This is a genomic window from Sorangium sp. So ce204 (assembly GCF_051526795.1).
In the GTDB taxonomy this organism is placed as follows: domain Bacteria; phylum Myxococcota_A; class Polyangia; order Polyangiales; family Polyangiaceae; genus Sorangium; species Sorangium cellulosum_B.
Map to the genome: position 1 here is coordinate 963,616 of NZ_CP150317.1, position 17,775 is coordinate 981,390.

Here is a 17,775-nt window from a genome sequence, read left to right on the forward strand (position 1 = left end):
GATTGGGAGTCAGTAGGAGGAGCGGTGATCAAGGACAAGAGGACCGCGACGCTATGGCGGGGCGACCCCTCCCGTCCCGCGCGTAGCGCGGGACTTGGGAGGGGCGGGCGGCGCGCAGGCGCGAAGCGCCGAGCACCGACCGGGGGAGGGCATCCTCCTCTCTTATTCTTCTACCTTATGCATTTCCATTTCGATTTGTTCGTCGATCTCAGCCTGTGGATGCGCGGGCGGATGTGTATGCGGTGGGGCTGCTGATGTATACGCTGGTTGTGGGGCACGGTCCGTTCGCCCATGTCGAGGACGCGCTGGCGCTGCTGCGCGCGCACGTCGTGGAGACGCCGGCGCCGCCGTCGCGGTACGCGGCGCAGCGGCTCCCGGGGGCGCTGGACCGTGCGGTGCTGAAGGCGCTGGCGAAGCGGCCGGAGGAGCGGTTCCAGAGCGCCGAGGCGTTCGCGGCGGAGCTGGGGCGGATCGGGGCGGAGCTCGCGGAGGAGGACGGGAGCGGGAGAGCGGCGCGGACGGCGGAGGCGGAGGCGGGGTGGGGGCCCGAGAGCAGGGCGTGGTTCGAGGCGGGGCCGGAGGGTACGAGCGGGGCGGGGGCGGGCGCGGGGGTGGCGGGCGTGGCGGTGGAGGCGGGGACGGCGCCGGTGGACGCGCGGCTGTTCGCGGGGCTGACGCTTGCGAGCACGGTGGTGTTCTCGGCGATCGCGGCGCTGGTGCTGCGCGGGATGGGGGTGTGGTGATGGCGCGGGAGGCGCTGAAGGCCGGGGACGTGTTCCTTGACTACCGGATCACGGAGGTGATCGACGCGGGTGGGATGGGAGAGGTGTACAAGGCAGTGGAGGACTACTCGGAGGATGTCGTGGCGATCAAGTGCATGCTGCCACGGCACCTGAAGAGAGAGGACTTCGCGAGGCGGTTCCGGCAGGAGTGCAAGTTCTATCCGAAGCTGAAGCACCCGAACATCGTGCGGATGAAGAAGGCCGGGGTGTCGCCGGATCACGTGGCGTACATCGTGATGGATTACCTCGAGGGGAGGACGCTGAGGAAGCTCCTGAACAAGGCGTACCGGCTGGACTTCCTGAGCGCGATGCACGTGATGCTGCAGGTGGCGGACGCGATGACGTTCGTGCACTCGAAGGGGATATGGCACCGCGACCTGAAGCCCGAGAACATCATGGTGGGGACGAAGGCGGACGCGAAAGGGCACGTGTGGCTGCTCGACTTCGGGATAGCGAAGTTCGCGGACGGGGGGATGAACACCGATGATCTGCCGGACGTCGGGACGGTGAGGTACATCTCGCCGGAGCAGGTGAAGATGCTGTACACGAGCTCGAGGAAGGCCGAGCGCGTGGAGCGGGCGAGGCCGGATGGGCGTACGGACATCTACGCGTTCGGAGCGATCTTTTATGAGGTGCTGACGGGGAAGCACCTGTTCCTGGACGACAGCGAGCCGGCGACGGCGGAGGAGACGCTGACAGGGCACCTTGTTGCGGCGCCGGAGCCAGTGCACGAGATCGTGCCGGATTGCCCGGAGTTCGTGTGGCCGGTGGTGGCGCGGTGCATCGCGATCGACCGGGAGGAGCGGTATCCGAGGTTCGACGACGTGGCGCGGGACCTGCGGGGGCTCTTGAGAGAGACGGTGCCGGCGGGGCACGTGCTGGCGCAGCGGCTGGCGCGGGAGCGGATGGAGGCGGAGCGTCAGGCGGCGTTCGCGGGGGTGGCGCTGGAGGACAGCGCGCCGGTGGAGGAGGAGAGGGGCGCGGCGGGCCGGGCGGGCGAGGAGGAGACGGAGGAGGCGCGCGGGAAGAGCGTGGAGGGCGGGATGCAGCGAGGGAGCGCGGCGGCGGGAGAGGAGAAGGAGAGGGGAGAGAGGCGAGGGAGGCGGGTGGTGCACGGGGAGACGGCGCCGCTGGAGCAGTTCGTGGCGCCGGCGAGCGCGCTGCCGTTCGCGCCGGCGTCGCGCGTGCCGCGGGGGCGGGGGGTGGGGCATACGGAGCCGCTGCCGGCGCTGAAGCCGCTGGAGTCGACGGCGAAGCTCGGGGGGACGTGGGCGGAGCGGATGGCGCAGCGGACGGGGCCGCCGCCGCTGCCGCAGGCGGGAGCGCAGGGGTACGGGGTGCCGCCGCAAAGGCCAGCGGAGGTGAGGGCGGAGAGCTACGCGGTGCCGCCGCCGAGGGCGGCGGAGGTGAGGGCAGAGAGCTACGCGGTGCCGCCGCCGAGGGCGGCGATGGAGCCGCAGTACGTAGCGCCGTCGCAGCCGTCGTGGAGAGAGACGCACCGAGCGGCGGTGCCGTCGCGGCCGGAGGTCGAGCCGCCGTACGTGACGCCGCAGTACGTAGCGCCGCCGCCGTTGCCGGTGACGGGGCCGCAGGCGGCGGCGTCGTCGCCGTATCCGGCGATGGCGCAGCAGCCAGCGGCGGCGTCGCCGCCGTATCCGGTGATGGCGCAGCAGCCAACGGCGGCGTCGCCGCGGTATCCGGTGATGGCGCAGCAGCCAGCGGCGGCGGCGCCGCCGCGGCCGGAAGCAGGGGCACCGTACGTGAAGCCGCCGGCGGCGCTGATGGAGATGCAACGAGCGGCATCGGCGCCGCAGCCGGCCGCGCAGCCGGTCGCGGCGCAGCCGGTCGCGGCGCGGCCAGTGGCGCCGAGCTCGGTGACGGCGCCGAGCGCGGGACCGGTGGAGGCATTGAAGAAAGAGACGCCGACCACGCCGGCGCCGGCGGCGCTGCTGACGCAGCCGCGGCGGGCGCCGAAAGCGTACGTGCTGGCACCGCTGGTGGCGCTGGCGCTGACGCTGGGGGGCGTGGGGGTGGTGCTGGGGCTGCGCTCGGCGCGCGACGCCGGGCCGGCGGCGGTGACGGGAGAGCCGGCGGCAACGGCGGCGCCGGTGGAGAGCGCGACGGCGAGCGCGGCAGCGCCGGCCGAGACGGTGCCGGTGGCGGCGCCGCCGGCCGAGGCGGTGCCGGAGGCGCCCGCGCCGGAGGCGGCGAGCGCGGAGGCGGCGAGCACGGCCGAGGCGGCGGTGGAGGACGGAGCCGTGGAGAAGACAGGGGCGGCAGCGGAGGCTGAGGCGCCTGCTCGCAAGGAGCAAGCGGCGGCGCCGAAGGAGCAAGCGGCGGCGGTGAAGGCAGAGCCAGCGAAGGCGGCGCCTGTGAAGGCAGCGCCGGCCGCGGCGGAGGACGACGAGGAGTTCTACCCGATGCCGAAGCGTCAGAAGCCGTCGTTTTTGCGGGTGATCGAGGAGCGGAAGAAGGCGGCGCCCGCGAAGCCGGCGGCGCCTGCGAAGCAACAGGGCGCGAAGCCGGCCGGGCCATGCGCCACGGCGGGGTGCAGGCCGTTCTAGTGTGTGGTCGCTGAGGAGAGAGGTCTTCGATGGGCAGCAACAAGGACAGCGACGACATCCGGCAGTACCTGCCGGACCTCGAGAGCATCCGGCGCGAGGCGGATCCGGAGGTGGCGGAGCGGAAGCTGCGGCAGGCGCAGAACAATCCGGAGCTGGACCGCGCGCTGACGGAGATGCAGCAGCAGAAGCCGACGGGACAGCCGCTGTTCCAGTTCCCGGTGGTGCCTGCGCTGGCCAAGGGGCACCCCGCGGTGCCGCCGCCGTTGCCGGTGCAGGCGGCGCCGCCGCCGTATCCGGCGCAAGCGGCGCCGGCGCAAGCTGTGCCGCCGCCGTTTCCGGCGACGGCGCAGCAGCCGGCAGGACCGCTGGTGACGGCGGCGCATCCGCACGGCGCGGCGGTGCAGCACGGGGCGGCGGCGCACCACGGCGCGACGATGACGCAGCGTGTGCCGGTGCAGTATGGCGCGGCGGTGCAGCACGGGGCGGCGGCGGCGCACCACGGCGCGACGATGACGCAGCGTGTGCCGGTGTTCGGGGGCGCGGCTGCGCCGCAGGGCGCGACGGCGCCGAGCCAGTGGGCGGATCGAGCGCTGCCGCCGATCGACAAGGCGCTGCTGCCATCGTCGTTGCTACCCGTGACGCCGCCGCCGGTCGCGGTGCCGAAGGCGCCGGCCGCCACGGAGACGACGGGAAAGCGCCGGCAGTGGATGCCGACGTGGCTGATGGTGTTGCTCGCGGTGATCGCGGTGAGCGGCCCGTTCGTGCTGGCGAGGATCCTGGGGCGAGAGGAGCCGCCGAAAGAGCCGGAGCCGGCGCTGCCGTCGAGCGGGGCGCCGGCGCCGAGCACGCAGGCGCCGCCGGAGGCCTCGGAGCTGCTGGCGCCGGTGGTGCCGGGACCGCCGGATGCGGTCGAGCCAAGCCTCGACGACACCGCGACGGCGAGCCAACCGCCAGCGCCGCCAGCGCCGCCTGCGCCGGTGACGCCTGTGCCCGCGCGGCCGACGGGTGTGGTGCCGCATCGACCGCAGACTCCGGCCGCGCCGGCGCCCACGGAGCGGCCACAAGACGAAGGATGGATGGAGTGAGACCGCGTGGAGCCATGATGATGACCAGCCGATCGCTTGTTGCATTGCTGACCGTTGCGACCTTGATCGCCGACCCTGACATCGCTGCCGCGCAGCCGGCGGCGCCGCCTGCCGCGCCAGGGACGGGGCCTGCCAGCGGCGCCGACGCGGCGAAGCGCGCCGAAGCGCTCGTCGACAAAGCGAAGTCGCTCTATCTGGAGGGCAAGTACCAAGAAGCCGAGGCGGCGCTGCTGGTGGCCTGGGAGCTGAACCCGACGTTCGACGTGGCGTACAACCTCGGGAACACGGAATACAAGCTGCAGAAGCACCGAGAAGCAGCGCAGTACCTGTCGTTCGCGCTGAGGAACTGGCCGCTGCTGAAGGCGGTGGCGAAGCTGAAGCCGAGAGCGGAGCAGTGGCTCGCGGAGTCGCGGGCGCAGGTGGGTGCGCTCACGGTGTCGGTCACCGTAGCGGGAGCGGAAGTGCTGGTGGATGGCAAGAACGTGGGCCGGGCGCCGCTGGAAGGAGAGGTGTTCGTCGACCCCGGCGAGCACCGGGTGGAAGCGAGACATCCGGACTACGAGCCGGCGAGCCAGACGGTGGGTGTGGCGAAGGGAGGGACGGCGGAGGTGAAGCTGGCGATAACGCCAGTGAAGGCCGCACCGCAGGCGTCGGCGGGGGCGACGCCGGAGGGGGGCGCGGGCGCGGCGGGCGTGGGGGCCGGTGCGCCGGTGATGGGGCAGCCGCCGGCGGGGCCGGTAGAGCCGCCGCCGAAGAAGAACTGGGTGCCGGTGATCGCGCTGGGGGCGGCGAGCGCGGTGGGGCTCGGCGTGGGGATCGCGATGACGGTGGCGTCGAACAACGCGAGCGCAGATGGGCACGCGCAAGCGGATGCGATCCTCAAGGCGGGGGGCGGTTGCCCGGATGCACCGGCTGCATACAGTCAAGCGTGCTCTGAGCTCCGATCGACGGCTTCGAGGGTCGACACGTTCGGGCGTGCAGCCACCGTGGCGTACACGGCGTCGGGCGTGCTCGCCATTGCAGCCGTGACCTACGCGCTGTGGCCGCGCTCGGGGACCAAGGCGGCAAGCAAGGTGCGTGTCCTGCCCGAAACGCAGGTGGGTTACAGGGGAATTGTGGTGCAGGGGGCATGGTGAAGAGCCGACACGAGGGTGCGATGAAGAGGAATCGAGTTCGCTGGCAGCTGTGCTCCGTGGGGTTTGTCGTTTGCTCCGCCGGTTGCGATACGGTGTGGAGCAACGTCGCGGAGGACTGCGAGTTCACCCTGATGTGTGAGCACCACCGCGGGTTGTGGGATGGCACCGGAGGCAGCGTGCCGAACCCCGAGTGCGAGGCGGACCCGACGAAGAACGCGAGCACGGTGACGGACGAGTGCGCGGTGTTCGCGAGCGCGACGGCGGAAGCGGGGGGAGACGGGACGAAGGCGAAGCCGTACGCGTCGCTCGGGGAGGCAGTGGCGAACGCGGGGAACAGGCGAGTGCTCGCGTGCACGAGCGGTGCGTTCGCGGAGAGCGTGACGATCGGGGCTGGGGTCGAGGTGATCGGGGGCTTCGACTGCGCGGCGGACTGGACGTGGAGCGCAGAGGCGCGGAGCGCGATCGAGGGACCGCCGAACCAGATCGCGCTCACGGTGTCGGAGGCCGCGAGCGGGGCGAAGGTGAGGAGCTTCGCGATCCGCGCGGCGAGCGCGACGGTGGTCGGCGGCTCGTCGATCGGCGTGACGGTGGCGGACGTCGAGGCGGAGCTTGCGCAGGTGGATGTGACCGCGGGCGATGGGATGGACGGCGCAAACGGCACGACGCCGACGGAGGCGCCGCAGGCAGGAGCGAGCGCACCGGCAGAGCTGTCGAATGCGTGCAATACCGTTGTCTTCGGTGGCGAGCCCGGTGTGACGACGTGTGAGGACGGTGAGACGCGCGGTGGCGCTGGCGGGCTCGGCGGGATCACGGGTACCGACGAGGGTAATGGGCAGAAGGGTGCGGATGGTGCGCCGTTGCCGGAGCCAAACCCCGACGAGTACGGCCTCGGCGGCGTGGGACAGACCGGTGGCAACTGCCGACAAGGAGAGCCCGGCGCGCCAGGAACTGCCGGTGACCCCGGAACCGCCGGCAGCGACACGACGCTGACGCTGTCCGGTATCGCTGGCGGCGACGGCCAGAACGGCACATTTGGGAAACGAGGTCAAGGGGGAGGTGGCGGCGGGGGCGCGAAAGCAGGGCTGTTCTGCGGGCCCTCAGCGAACCCGATGGTTGGTCCTGGCGCCAGCGGCGGCGGCGGGGGCGCCGGCGGTTGTGGCGGAAAGGGTGGGGGGGGCGGCAAGGCGGGCGGATCGAGCATCGGGATCGTGAGCCTCGGGACGAAGCTTGTGCTGACCGACGTCACCGTCACGGTAGGCACGGCGGGCAAGGGAGGGGATGGATCACTGGGCCAGGCCGGGGCGACGGGTGGAATCGGAGCTACTGGAGGCCTCGGGTCGGGTCTTGGCGACTCAATCTCTGGTTGCAAAGGCGGCGACGGCGGCCGAGGTGGAGCTGGTGGCCCCGGCGCAGGCGGTCGAGGCGGTCATGCGGTGGGGCTTGCGTACGCGGTGGCGCCGGGAGCGGCGGTAACGCTGGCGAACTTCGTGGCGGTCACAGCGGGCGAGGGTGGTCTCGGGGGTCCTGGCGGTATCGCGGGCGACCCGGGGACAGTGGGCGAGTGCTGGGCCTTCGCGGGCGATGCGAGCTGCGGCCAGTGAAGGTCGACGACGGTTGAGATGGAGTGAGAATTTTGTCGAGCTGAAGGTAATGCGGACGAGCGCGTTGCTCCGCGAGCAGCTGAGCTAACGGAGGAGACAAGAAATGGTTGGACGCACCCCGCGCCGGGGTGATAGGGACTCTTTTGTCGCGGAGACGCGGCACGGTGGGCTGCCCGGCGCTGAAAACTTCACCACCCTGGAGTGGATCGCAAAAGGCGCGGGCGGAGGGACCGATGATCTGCTGACTGCTTTTGCGTCGGGCCGCAAACCCGAATACCATCCTAGGGTCGCTGAAGGCAGCCTGGCGGCAGAGCGCTTTTGCGCGGCGGGGGGGCCGCGGGGCGCGAGGGGGCGGACGCGCCGCTGCGCTGGACGCGGAGTGGCCGTCGCGACCGAGACCCCTCCCGTCCCGCGCGTAGCGCGGGGCAAGGGAGGGGCGGACCGCGCGCAGGCCCGTAGGGCCGAGCACGGGCCGGGGGTGGGCATCTATCTTGTCGCTGCTCTTCTGTGCTGTGCGCCTGCACGTGCTGCGAGGGGCGAAGAACTCGGGTCGTCGCCTGGCACGGTGTCAGACCCGTATTTCGAAGCGGAGCTGGAGTCGGCGTGGGAGCTGAACCCGACGTTCGACGTGGCGTACAACCTCGGGAACACGGAATACAAGCTGCAGAAGCATCGAGAAGCAGCGCAGTACCTTTCGTTCGCGCTGAGGAACTGGCCGCTGCTGAAGGCGGTGGCGAAGCTGAAGCCGAGAGCGGAGCAGCGGCTCGCGGAGTCGCGAACGCAGGTGGGTGCGCTCACGGTGTCGGTCACCGTAGCGGGAGCGGAAGTGCTGGTGGATGGCAAGAACGTGGGCCGGGCGCCGCTGGAAGGGGAGGTGTTCGTCGACCCCGGCGAGCACCGGGTGGAAGCGAGACATCCGGACTACGAGCCGGCGAGCCAGACGGTGGGTGTGGCGAAGGGAGGGACGGCGGAGGTGAAGCTGGCGATAACGCCGGTGAAGGCCGCGCCGCAGGCGTCGGCGGGCGTGAAGACGGATGGGGGGACGAACGGGTCGTTCGTAGGGGCCGGTGCGTCGGTGACGGGGCAGCCGCCGGCGGGGCCGGTGGAGCCGCCGCCGAAGAAGAACTGGGTGCCGGTGATCGCGCTGGGCGCGGCGAGCGCGGTGGCGCTCGGCGTGGGAATCGGGACGACGGTGGCGTCGAACAACGCGAGCGGGGATGCCCACACGCAGAGCACCGCGATCATTGAGGCCGGTGCGCAGTGCGTGAGGCCTGAAGCGTCGTGGGTCGGGCCATGCGAAAAGGTGCGGAGCGACGCATCGCGTGCCGACACATTGGGGAACGTTGCTCGGGTCGCATACATCGCTTCGGGCGTGCTCGCGATCGGTGCAGTGACTTATGCGCTTTGGCCGAAGTCGAAGCGCTCGGAGCCGACCCTTGTTATGCCCGTGGTGCACTCGAGTGGTGCGGGCTTGGCCGTGATGGGGGCTTGGTGATGGACTTCCGAAAGGCAAAGCACGTGCGGAACATGCGCAAAGCGCTCGGCGGGTTGACGTTCGTCTTGGCGGTAGGGGGGTGCGATAGCTTCTGGAGCCACCTCGCGGACGACTGCGAGCTCCTGGTTACGTGCGGTCATTTCTATCCATCAGGCACCGGAGGCAGCGTGCCGAACCCGGTATGCGAGGCTGATCCGACGCAGAATGCGAGCACGGTGACGGACGAGTGCGCGGTGTTCGTGAGCACGACGGCAGAGGCGGGGGGAGACGGAACGAAGGCGAAGCCGTACGCGTCGCTGAGCGAGGCGGTGGCGAACGCGAAGGGCAAGCGAGTGCTTGCGTGCACGAGCGGTGCGTTCGCGGAGAGCGTGAGGATCGAGGCCGGGGTGGAGGTGATCGGGGGCTTCGACTGCGAGGCGGGGTGGACCTGGAGCGAACAAGCGCGGAGCGAGATCGAGGGACCCGCCGGCGCGGTGGCGCTCACGATGACGGAGGGCGCAAGCGGGGCGAAGGTGAGGAGCTTCGCGATCCGTGCGGCAAGCGCGACGGATTCGGGCGGATCGTCGATCGGGGTGGCGGTGGCGGACGTCGAGGCAGAACTCGCGCAGGTGGATGTGACGGCGGGTGACGGGATGGCCGGTGTGAGTGGTGAGACGCCGACGGAGGCGCCGCAGGCGGGGGCGAGCGCACCGGCAGAGCTGTCGAATGCGTGCAATACCGTTGTCTTCGGCGGCGAGCCCGGTGTGACGACGTGTGAGGACGGTGAGACGCGCGGCGGCGTCGGTGGACTCGGCGGGATGACGGGTACCGACGAGGGTAACGGACAAAAGGGGGCGGATGGCGCGCCGTTGCCGGAGCCGAACCCCGATGCGTACGGGCTCGGCGGAGCTGGGCAAACTGACGCCAACTGCAGGCGCGGGGAAGATGGTTTTCCCGGCACTGACGGCGAGACCGGTGAGGCTGGGAGCGGCACGGAGTTGACTCTGGCTGGCATTGCCGGAGGCGACGGCGGTGAAGGTAGAACGGGGAAGAAGGGGCAAGGGGGAGGTGGCGGCGGGGGCGCGAAAGCAGGGCTGTTCTGCGGGCCCTCAGCGAACCCGATGGTCGGTCCTGGCGCCAGCGCCGGCGGCGGTGGCGCCGGCGGTTGTGGTGGAAAGGGCGGGGGGGGCGGCAAGGCGGGCGGGTCGAGCATCGGGATCGTGAGCCTCGGGACGAAGCTGGTGCTGACCGACGTCACCGTAGCGGTGGGCAAGGCGGGCAAGGGCGGAGATGGAGTCGCCGGACAGAGCGGGGCCAACGGTGGGGCTGGTGCCTCCGGTGGAGCAGCATCGGGGGTGTCACCCTCCATCCCCGGTTGCGACGGGGGCAAAGGCGGTCGAGGTGGAGCTGGTGGCCCCGGCGCGGGCGGCCGAGGCGGTCATGCGGTGGGGCTTGCGTACGCGGCGCCGGGAGCGGCGGTAACGCTGGCGAACTTCGTGGCGGGCACAGCGGGTGAGGGTGGTCTCGGGGGTCCTGGCGGTATCGCGGGCGACCTGGGGAGAGTGGGCGAGTGCTGGGACTTCGCGGGCGATGCGAGCTGCGACCAGTGAAGGTCGACGACGGTTGAGACGGAGTGAGAATTTGGGCGGGCTGAAGGTAATGCGGACGAGCGCGTTGAACCGTGATCAGCTGAGCTGAAGGAGGAGACAAGAAATGGTTGGACGCACCCCGCGCCGGGGTGGTAGGGACTCTTTTGTCGCGGAGACGCGGTACGGTGGGCTGCCCGGCGCTGAAAACTTCACCACCCTGGAGTGGACTGCGAGAGGCGCGGGCGGAGGGACCGATGATCTGCTGACTTCTTCTGCGTCGGGCCGCAAACCCGGATACCATCCTACGGTCGCTGAAGGCAGCCCGGCAGCAGATCGTTTTTGCGCGGCATCGGAGCATCGCGGTGCCGTAGTGGCGGGGCAGAGGGGCAGTGGCGCTGGACCCAGAACCGCGGTTGCAGGCGAGACCCCTCCCGTCCCGCGCGTAGCGCGGGACTTGGGAGGGGCGGACCGCGCGCAGGCCCGCAGGGCCGAGCACGGGCCGGGGGTGGGCAGCTATGTTCTCGCGGTAATTCTGTGCTGCGCACCTGCGCGTGTGGGTTGGTGCGAAGAGCGCGGCTCATCGGCTCCGATGGCGTCGAGGAAGTACGTGGAGGCGGAGGCTGAGCTGCAGTCGGCGTGGGAGCTGAACCCGACGTTCGACGTGGCGTACAACCTCGGGAACACGAAGTACCAGCTGAAGAAGTACCGAGAAGCAGCGGAGCATCTGTCGTTCGCGCTGAGGAACTGGCCGCTGGTGAAGACGGTGGCGAAGCTGAAGCCGACGGCGGAGCAGCGGCTGGCGGAGTCGCGAGCGCAGGTGGGTGCGCTGAGGGTGACAGTCAGCGCGGCGGGAGCGGAAGTGCTTGTGGACGGCAAGGCCGTGGGCCGAGCGCCGCTGGAAGGAGAGGTGTTCGTCGAGCCAGGGGAGCACCGGGTAGAGGCGAGGCTGGAGGGGTACGCGCCGGTGAGCCAGACGGCGAAGAGCGCCAAGGGAGAGACGGCGGACGTGGGGCTGGCGATGGTGCCGGTGAAGAGCGAGGCGCAGGCGGCGGGCGCGATGACGGAGGGCGGCGCGGGCGCGGCGGGCGTGGCGGCCGGTGCGCCGGTGATGGGGCAGCCGCCGGCGGGGCCGGTGATGGGGCAGCCGCCGGCGGGGCCGGTGGGGCCGCCGCCGAAGAAGAACTGGGTGCCGGTGATCGCGCTGGGCGCGGCGAGCGCGGTGGGGCTCGGCGTGGGGATCGCGATGACGGTGGCGAGGAACAGCGCGCACGATGACGCACGCTCTAAAGGCGAAGTGATTCTTAGCGCCGGCGGACAATGCGCGACACCTTCCGCGTTCGTCAAGCCATGTGAAGAGCTTCAGAGCATCGGCTCGCGAGGCGCGACGTTGGGCGACGCTGCACGGGTGGCCTACATCGCATCGGGAGCACTGGCGATCGCTGCGGTGACATATGCCGTATGGCCTCGAACCAAAGCGACACCAACGGAGCGCGTTCGCGCATTGCCCCGGGTTCAGGCAGGTAGTGTTGGAATCGACGTGTTGGGTGCGTAGTGAGCTCGAGCGAAGGAACAACGACCATGGGCCGAAGGTGTTGGATCGTAGCAGGCTTGGGACTCGCCACGGCAGTTTGCGGGTGCAGCGGGTTCTGGGACAATATGGATGAGGATTGCGAGCTGATGCTGACGTGCGATCACTTCGCATCTGGAGGTAATGGCGGCAGTGTGCCGAACCCCGGATGCGAGGCTGATCCGACGCAGAACGCGAGCACGGTGACGGACGAGTGCGCAGTGTTCGTGAGTGCGACCGCAGAAGCCGGGGGAGACGGGACGAAGGCGAAGCCGTACGCGTCGCTCGCGGAGGCGGTGGCGAACGCGGGGAACAAGCGGGTGCTTGCGTGCACGAGTGCAGCCTTCCGAGAGAATGTGACGATCGAGGCTGGGGTCGAGGTGATCGGGGGCTTCGACTGCGAGGCGGAGTGGACGTGGAGCAATGAGGCGCGGAGCGCGATCGAGGCGCCCGCGAACCTGATCGCGCTCACGCTGGGCGAAGGTGCGAGCGGAGCAAAGGTGAGGAGCTTCGCGGTGACCGCGGCGAGCGCGACGGAGCCGGGAGGATCGTCGATCGGCGTGGCGGTAGCGGACGTCGAGGCGGAACTCGCGCAGGTGGAGGTGACGGCGGGCGATGCGATGGACGGTGCAAACGGCGAGACACCGACGCAGGCGCCGCAGGTGGGAGCCAACGCACCAGACACGGAGCAGACGCGGCCGTCGAATGCGTGTGCGGCGCCGAACCTGGTCATCGGCGGCACCGCGGGTGTAACGACGTGTGAGGACGGCGAGACGCGCGGGGGAGACGGCGGAACCGGGGGGATCACGGGGACGGAAGAGGGCAATGGAGCGCGCGGGAAGGACGGTGCGCCGTTGCCGGAAGAAAACCTCGAGGAGTACGGGCTCGGCGGGGTTGGACAGACCACGGCGGGCAATTGCCGGCGTGGAGAAGATGGTGCGCCCGGTGCGCTCGGTGCCGCCGGCCCTGCTAACAACGACGCGACGCTGACGCTCGCCGGGCTCAGCGGTGGAGACGGCCGCCAAGGCATGACGGGCAGCCGCGGCCAAGGGGGCGGTGGCGGCGGTGGGGCCAAGGCGGGGATTTTCTGCTCGCTCGGCTCGACTCTCGTCGACGGTGTCGGCGCGAGCGGCGGCGGTGGCGGGGCCGGCGGGTGTGGCGGCAAGGGAGGCGGAGGCGGGAAGGCCGGCGGGTCGAGCTTCGGGATCGTGAGCCTGGGGACGAAGCTGGTGCTGACGGAGGTGAGCGTCACGGTGGGTAGGGCGGGGAAGGGAGGAGATGGAGTGGCCGGACAGAGCGGTGCCGATGGCGGCGTCGGCGCCGCCGGCGGAACTGCTTCGGGAACCTCTCCCTCGACCCGGGGCTGCGATGGCGGTCGAGGTGGTCAAGGCGGAGCGGGTGGACCCGGGGGAGGCGGTCGAGGCGGCCATGCGGTGGGCATCGCATACGCCACGGTGCCGAGCGCAGCGGTTGCGTTGAAGGGCTTCACCGAAGGCGCAACTGGGGACGGCGGCAGTGCGGGGCCGGGCGGGAATGCGGGTACGCCCGGAGTCAGCGGCGCGTGTTGGAATTTTGGTGGAAATGAGAGCTGCGGGCAGTGAGAAAAAGGTGTTGCTGCGTGGCAATTTCGTAGAGCTCAACGGAATGCAATTCTAGGAGGAAGCCTCGGTGGGCCGTCGTTCGTGATCGCCTACCGAGGCGGGGCGGTGAAGCAGGAAGATCCGACGACGCTACAGCCCGGCACGCCGGGCGTTGAGGAGAGCCGGCGGAAGCAACAACGTGTCGGATAGCGCGGGGGCGGAAGGCCCTGCAGCGGCGGAGCAGGCGTCTCCGTAAGCGACCGATGAGGTAGCGGGCGTCGTCGTCGATGGCGTCGCTCGCCAGCGCGAAGTGCAGTGGATGAAGGCGTTGTCGATTGCATGGAACGCGATCGACGGGGAGAGGTGCGTCCTGCGGGTGACCCGCGCGGCCGCAAGCGGTTGCTCCGCCGGTACCGCACGCGACGGAGGCAACACGAGGCCGGGTGAACACTGGCGAACTGGGGCCGAGCGGAGCGTGCCGGAGCTTCGGTGGAAACGAGGGCTGTGGCAGTGAGAGAAAAAGTGGTGTTGCATGACAATTTCCTAGTTCTCAAGGGAATGCTCTCGATTGTGGCCGCCTGGGCGGCGAGAAATAAGTGCTGCCGAGTGACAATTGTGTAGTGCTCAAGGGAATGCGATGAGTCGCAGACGAGGGCTGCAGTCTGTGAGCAGCTGAGCTGAAGGAGGAGACAAGAAATGGTTGAACGCACCCCGCGTCGGGGTGGTAGGGACCGTTTTGTCGCGGAGACGCGGCACGGTGGGCTTCCCGGCGCTGACAACTTCACCCCGTCCGAGTGGACTGCCCAAGGCGCGGGCGGAGGTACCGTTGATCTGCTGACTTCTTCTGCGTCGGGCCGCGAGAGCGGATGTTATCCGACGGTCGCTGAAGGGATCCCGGCAGCAGATCGCTTTTGCGTAGCGGGAGAGCTTCGAGGCGCGGCTGCAGGGGGATGGGAGCGCCGCCAGGTTGGTACTCGGACTGCCGTTGCAGGCGAGACATCTCCCGTCCCGCGCGTAGCACGGGACCTGGGAGGGGCGGACCGCGCGCAGGCCCGTAGGGCCGAGCACGGGCCGGGGGTGGGCATCGCTATCGTGCTCTCCGTCCTGCTCTGCACGCCAGCACGGGCCGCGTGGTGCGAGGAGAAGGATGCCGCGCGCGTCACGGCGACAGGAATGCATTCGGCAGAGGCGAGGCTGGATGGATATGTGCCAGCGAGCCAGACGGTGAAGGTGGCCAAGGGAGGGAAGGTCGACGTGGCGCTGGCGAGAAGCGAGGCGCAGTTGGCGACACCGTCGGCGAAGGGAGGCGAAGAGGGAGCCGCGCCGGGGCCGGGGGCTGGCGGGCCGGTTGCGCGGGAGGCACCTGCGAAGCCGGTAGCGCTGCCGACAAAGAGGAGCTGGGTGCCGGCGGTTGTGCTGGATGTGGCGAGTGCGTTGGGGCTCGGTTTGGGGATCTGGGCGACAATGGCGGGAAGCAACGTGCTCGACGAACTGCGCGTGCAGAGGCAGGCGATCGCTGACGCTGGCGGGCAGTGCGCGAGGCCGCCGGCGGCTTTTGTTGACGTTTGCGCAGAGCTGAACAGCGCTGGAGAGCGAGTCGACACGATGGGTAGTGTGGCAGGTGTCGCATATATCGCATCGGGCGTACTTGCGGCCGCGGGGCTGACGTATGCGCTGTGGCCGGGCGATGAAACCAAGGCTATCGGGCAGGCACGCGTGGCTGCCAGCGCACTCCCGACGGGGGCTGCCGTCGTCGTGCTCGGTACGTGGTGATGAGTTCGGGAGAGGACGTGATGAAGACGAAAGCAAGGCGCTGGATTGTGGCGAATGTCGTGCTGTTTCTTGTTGCGAGCAGCTGTGACGTTATATGGAGCGACGTATCAGGAGATTGCGAGCGGATGCTGACCTGCGATCACTTTGCTTCCGCAGGCACCGGAGGCAGCGTGCCGAACCCCGCATGCGAGCCGGATCCGACGAAGGACGCGAGCACGGTGACAGACGAGTGCGCGGTGTTCGCGAGCGCGACGGCGGAGGCGGGGGGAGACGGGACGAAGGCGAAGCCGTACGCGTCGCTCGGGGAGGCCGTAGCCAAAGCGAACGGCAAACGGGTGCTGGCGTGCGCGAGCGGAGCCTTCGCGGAGAGCGTGACGATTGAGGCTCGGGTCGAGGTGATCGGGGGGTTCGACTGCGAAGCGGAGTGGCCGTGGAGCGAAGAGACGCGTAGCGCCATCGAGGGACCGGCGGGCGCGGTGGCGCTCACGATGACGGGAGGCGCGAGCGGGGCGACGGTGAGGAGCTTCGCGATCCGTGCGGCGAGCGCGACGGAGCCGGGCGGGTCGTCGATCGGCGTGGTGGTGGCGGACGTCGAGGCGGAACTCGCGCAGGTGGACGTGACGGCGGGCGATGCGATCGACGGTGCAAACGGCGAGACACCGACGGAGGCGCCGCAGGGCGGGGCGGGCGCGCCGATGACGAGTGCATCGGCGGCGTGTGCACGGGACGAGCTCGTGCACGGCGGCGATCCCGGCGCGACGGCGTGCGAGGACGGCGAGACGCGCGGGGGCGCCGGAGGGCTTGGCGGGATCACGGGTACCGACGACGGCAACGGGCAGAAGGGGGCGGATGGTATGCCGTTGCCAGAGCCGAACCCGGACGCGTCCGGCCTCGGTGGCGCTGGGCAGGCCGACGCCAACTGCCGGCGTGGAGAAGATGGCTTGCCCGGCACTGGCGGCGATTCCGGCGCCGGTAGCAGCGACACGCAGCTGATGCTGGCCGGCATCGCTGGCGGTGACGGAGGCAGTGGCAAGAGGGGAACCCGCGGTCAAGGGGGCGGCGGAGGCGGTGGAGCGAAGGCAGGGCACTTCTGCCAGGCCGGCGCGAACACCTTCGACGGCCCCGGCGCCAGCGGAGGCGGCGGTGGCGCCGGAGGTTGCGGCGGTAAAGGAGGCGGCGGCGGAAAGGCCGGTGGATCGAGCCTCGGGATCGTGAGTCTCGGGACGAAGCTTGTGCTGAAGGAGGTGACCGTCGCGGTGGGCACGGCGGGGAAGGGGGGCAACGGAGCCGGCGGGAGAGGCGGCGCTCCTGGAGGCAGCGGCGCGACCGGAGGTACCGCTTCGCCCCTTGGTGGATCCATCGGCTGCCGAGGCGGCGATGGCGGTCAGGGAGGCATGGGCGGCCCCGGAGCCGGCGGCCGAGGCGGCCACGCGGTGGGCATCGCCTACGCGGCGGCGCCGGGCGCTGCGGTGATGCTGGCGAACTTCATTGAGGGTACAGCGGGCGATGGCGGAGGCACGGCGCCGGGAGGAAACGCCGGCGACGCAGGCGTGAGCGGAGAATGTTGGGACTTCATGGGCAATGCGAGCTGCGGCCGGTGAAGTGAAGCGGCGTGGTGAGAATAAGTGAGAATTCTTCGTGGCTGAGCGCAATGCGGAGGAGCGACGGACGAGCGCGGTGCTCCGTGAGCAGCTGAACTGAAGGAGGAGACAATAAATGAATGGACACGCCCCGAGCTGGGGTGATAGGGACTCTTTTGTCGCGGAGACGCGGCTCGGTGGGCTGCCCGGCGCTGAAAACTTCACCACCCTGGCGTGGATCGCAAGAGGCGCGGGCGGAGGGACCGATGATCTGCTGACTGCTTCTGCGTCGGGCCGCAAACCCGGATACCATCCTACGGTCGCTGAAGGCAGCCCGGCAGCAGATCGCTTTTGCGCGGCGTCGGAGCATCGCGGTGCCGTGGCGGCGGAGCAGAGGCGCAGTGGCGCTGGATCCCGAACCGCCGTTGCAACCGAGGCCCCTCCCGTCCCGCGCGGAGCGTGGGACGTGGGAGGGGCGGACCGCGCGCAGGCCCGTAGGGCCGAGCACGGGCCGGGGGTGGGCAGCTACCTTCTCGCGGTAGTTCTGTGCTGTGCGCCTGCGCGTGTGGGTTGGTGCGAAGAGCGTGTGCCGGTGACGGGGGCCGAAGGGCCCGCGGCGGGGCCGCTCGTGGTGTCGGTAGAGGCGCAGCCGCTGCCGGAGAAGAGGAGCTGGGGGCCCGTGATCGCGCTGGGAGCAGTGAGCGCGGTGTGGCTCGGGGTGGGCGTGCTGATGACCGTCGCGTCGAACGATGCGAACTCGGAAGGTCGTGCTCAACGGCACCAGATCTTCGCCGCAGGCGGCAGCTGCGTGGCGTCGCCGTCGTTCGCCGAGCGATGCGCCGAGCTCCAACGCTCCGGCGAGCGCGCCGGTCGTCTGGGGGACATCGCGCTAGGCAGCTACATCCTATCGGGCCTGCTGGCGACGGGCGCCGTGACGTATGCCCTGTGGCCCAGGAAAAGCGCGCAGGGCTCTACAGCGTTGCTCGTGCTTCCTGATCCGCGGGTACAGGGCGTCAGCGTCGTGATGGTGAACGCATGGTGAGT

At 70.3% G+C, this 17,775-nt stretch carries 12 protein-coding genes; all 12 read left to right on the forward strand.

Annotated elements, in window-relative coordinates; translation table 11 throughout:
- Positions 1–254 precede the first annotated feature (254 nt).
- The 12 genes from WMF22_RS03570 (at position 255) to WMF22_RS03625 (ending at position 17,773) form a co-directional block, all read left to right on the forward strand.
- A complete protein-coding gene (locus WMF22_RS03570; RefSeq protein WP_438034847.1) occupies positions 255–743 on the forward strand; it encodes a hypothetical protein in 489 nt (162 codons plus the stop codon).
- Entirely contained in the window at positions 743–3,346 is a 2,604-nt protein-coding gene (locus WMF22_RS03575) for a protein kinase domain-containing protein (protein ID WP_438037232.1), read from the forward strand. The genes WMF22_RS03570 and WMF22_RS03575 overlap by 1 nt, the downstream gene beginning before the upstream one ends.
- 29 nt (positions 3,347–3,375) lie before the next feature.
- A complete protein-coding gene (locus WMF22_RS03580) occupies positions 3,376–4,431 on the forward strand; it encodes a hypothetical protein (RefSeq protein ID WP_438034848.1) in 1,056 nt (351 codons plus the stop codon).
- Between the two features lie 14 nt (positions 4,432–4,445).
- Positions 4,446–5,567 carry a PEGA domain-containing protein gene (locus WMF22_RS03585; protein WP_438034849.1) on the forward strand — a complete coding sequence of 374 codons (1,122 nt, stop codon included), beginning with the start codon at positions 4,446–4,448 and terminating at the stop codon, positions 5,565–5,567.
- Between the two features lie 20 nt (positions 5,568–5,587).
- Positions 5,588–7,168, forward strand: a complete 1,581-nt coding sequence (locus WMF22_RS03590) for a hypothetical protein (protein ID WP_438034850.1) — start codon at positions 5,588–5,590, stop codon at positions 7,166–7,168.
- A gap of 565 nt (positions 7,169–7,733) precedes the next feature.
- A complete protein-coding gene (locus WMF22_RS03595; RefSeq protein ID WP_438034851.1) occupies positions 7,734–8,663 on the forward strand; it encodes a PEGA domain-containing protein in 930 nt (309 codons plus the stop codon).
- 32 nt (positions 8,664–8,695) lie between these two features.
- The gene (locus tag WMF22_RS03600) at positions 8,696–10,252 is read left to right on the forward strand and encodes a hypothetical protein (RefSeq protein ID WP_438034852.1); all 1,557 of its coding nucleotides are present in this window, start codon (positions 8,696–8,698) and stop codon (positions 10,250–10,252) included.
- A 568-nt stretch (positions 10,253–10,820) separates the two neighbouring features.
- Positions 10,821–11,783 (forward strand): PEGA domain-containing protein, encoded by a 963-nt coding sequence (locus WMF22_RS03605; RefSeq protein ID WP_438034853.1) that lies wholly within the window; start codon positions 10,821–10,823, stop codon positions 11,781–11,783.
- 56 nt (positions 11,784–11,839) lie between these two features.
- Positions 11,840–13,399 carry a hypothetical protein gene (locus tag WMF22_RS03610; RefSeq protein ID WP_438034854.1) on the forward strand — a complete coding sequence of 520 codons (1,560 nt, stop codon included), beginning with the start codon at positions 11,840–11,842 and terminating at the stop codon, positions 13,397–13,399.
- A 1,056-nt stretch (positions 13,400–14,455) separates the two neighbouring features.
- A complete protein-coding gene (locus tag WMF22_RS03615; protein ID WP_438034855.1) occupies positions 14,456–15,151 on the forward strand; it encodes a hypothetical protein in 696 nt (231 codons plus the stop codon).
- Positions 15,152–15,276: 125 nt separating this feature from the next.
- Complete coding sequence (locus tag WMF22_RS03620) at positions 15,277–16,752, forward strand: hypothetical protein (RefSeq protein WP_438034856.1); 1,476 nt, start codon at positions 15,277–15,279, stop codon at positions 16,750–16,752.
- A gap of 658 nt (positions 16,753–17,410) precedes the next feature.
- The gene (locus WMF22_RS03625; RefSeq protein WP_438034857.1) at positions 17,411–17,773 is read left to right on the forward strand and encodes a hypothetical protein; all 363 of its coding nucleotides are present in this window, start codon (positions 17,411–17,413) and stop codon (positions 17,771–17,773) included.
- Positions 17,774–17,775: the final 2 nt, after the last annotated feature.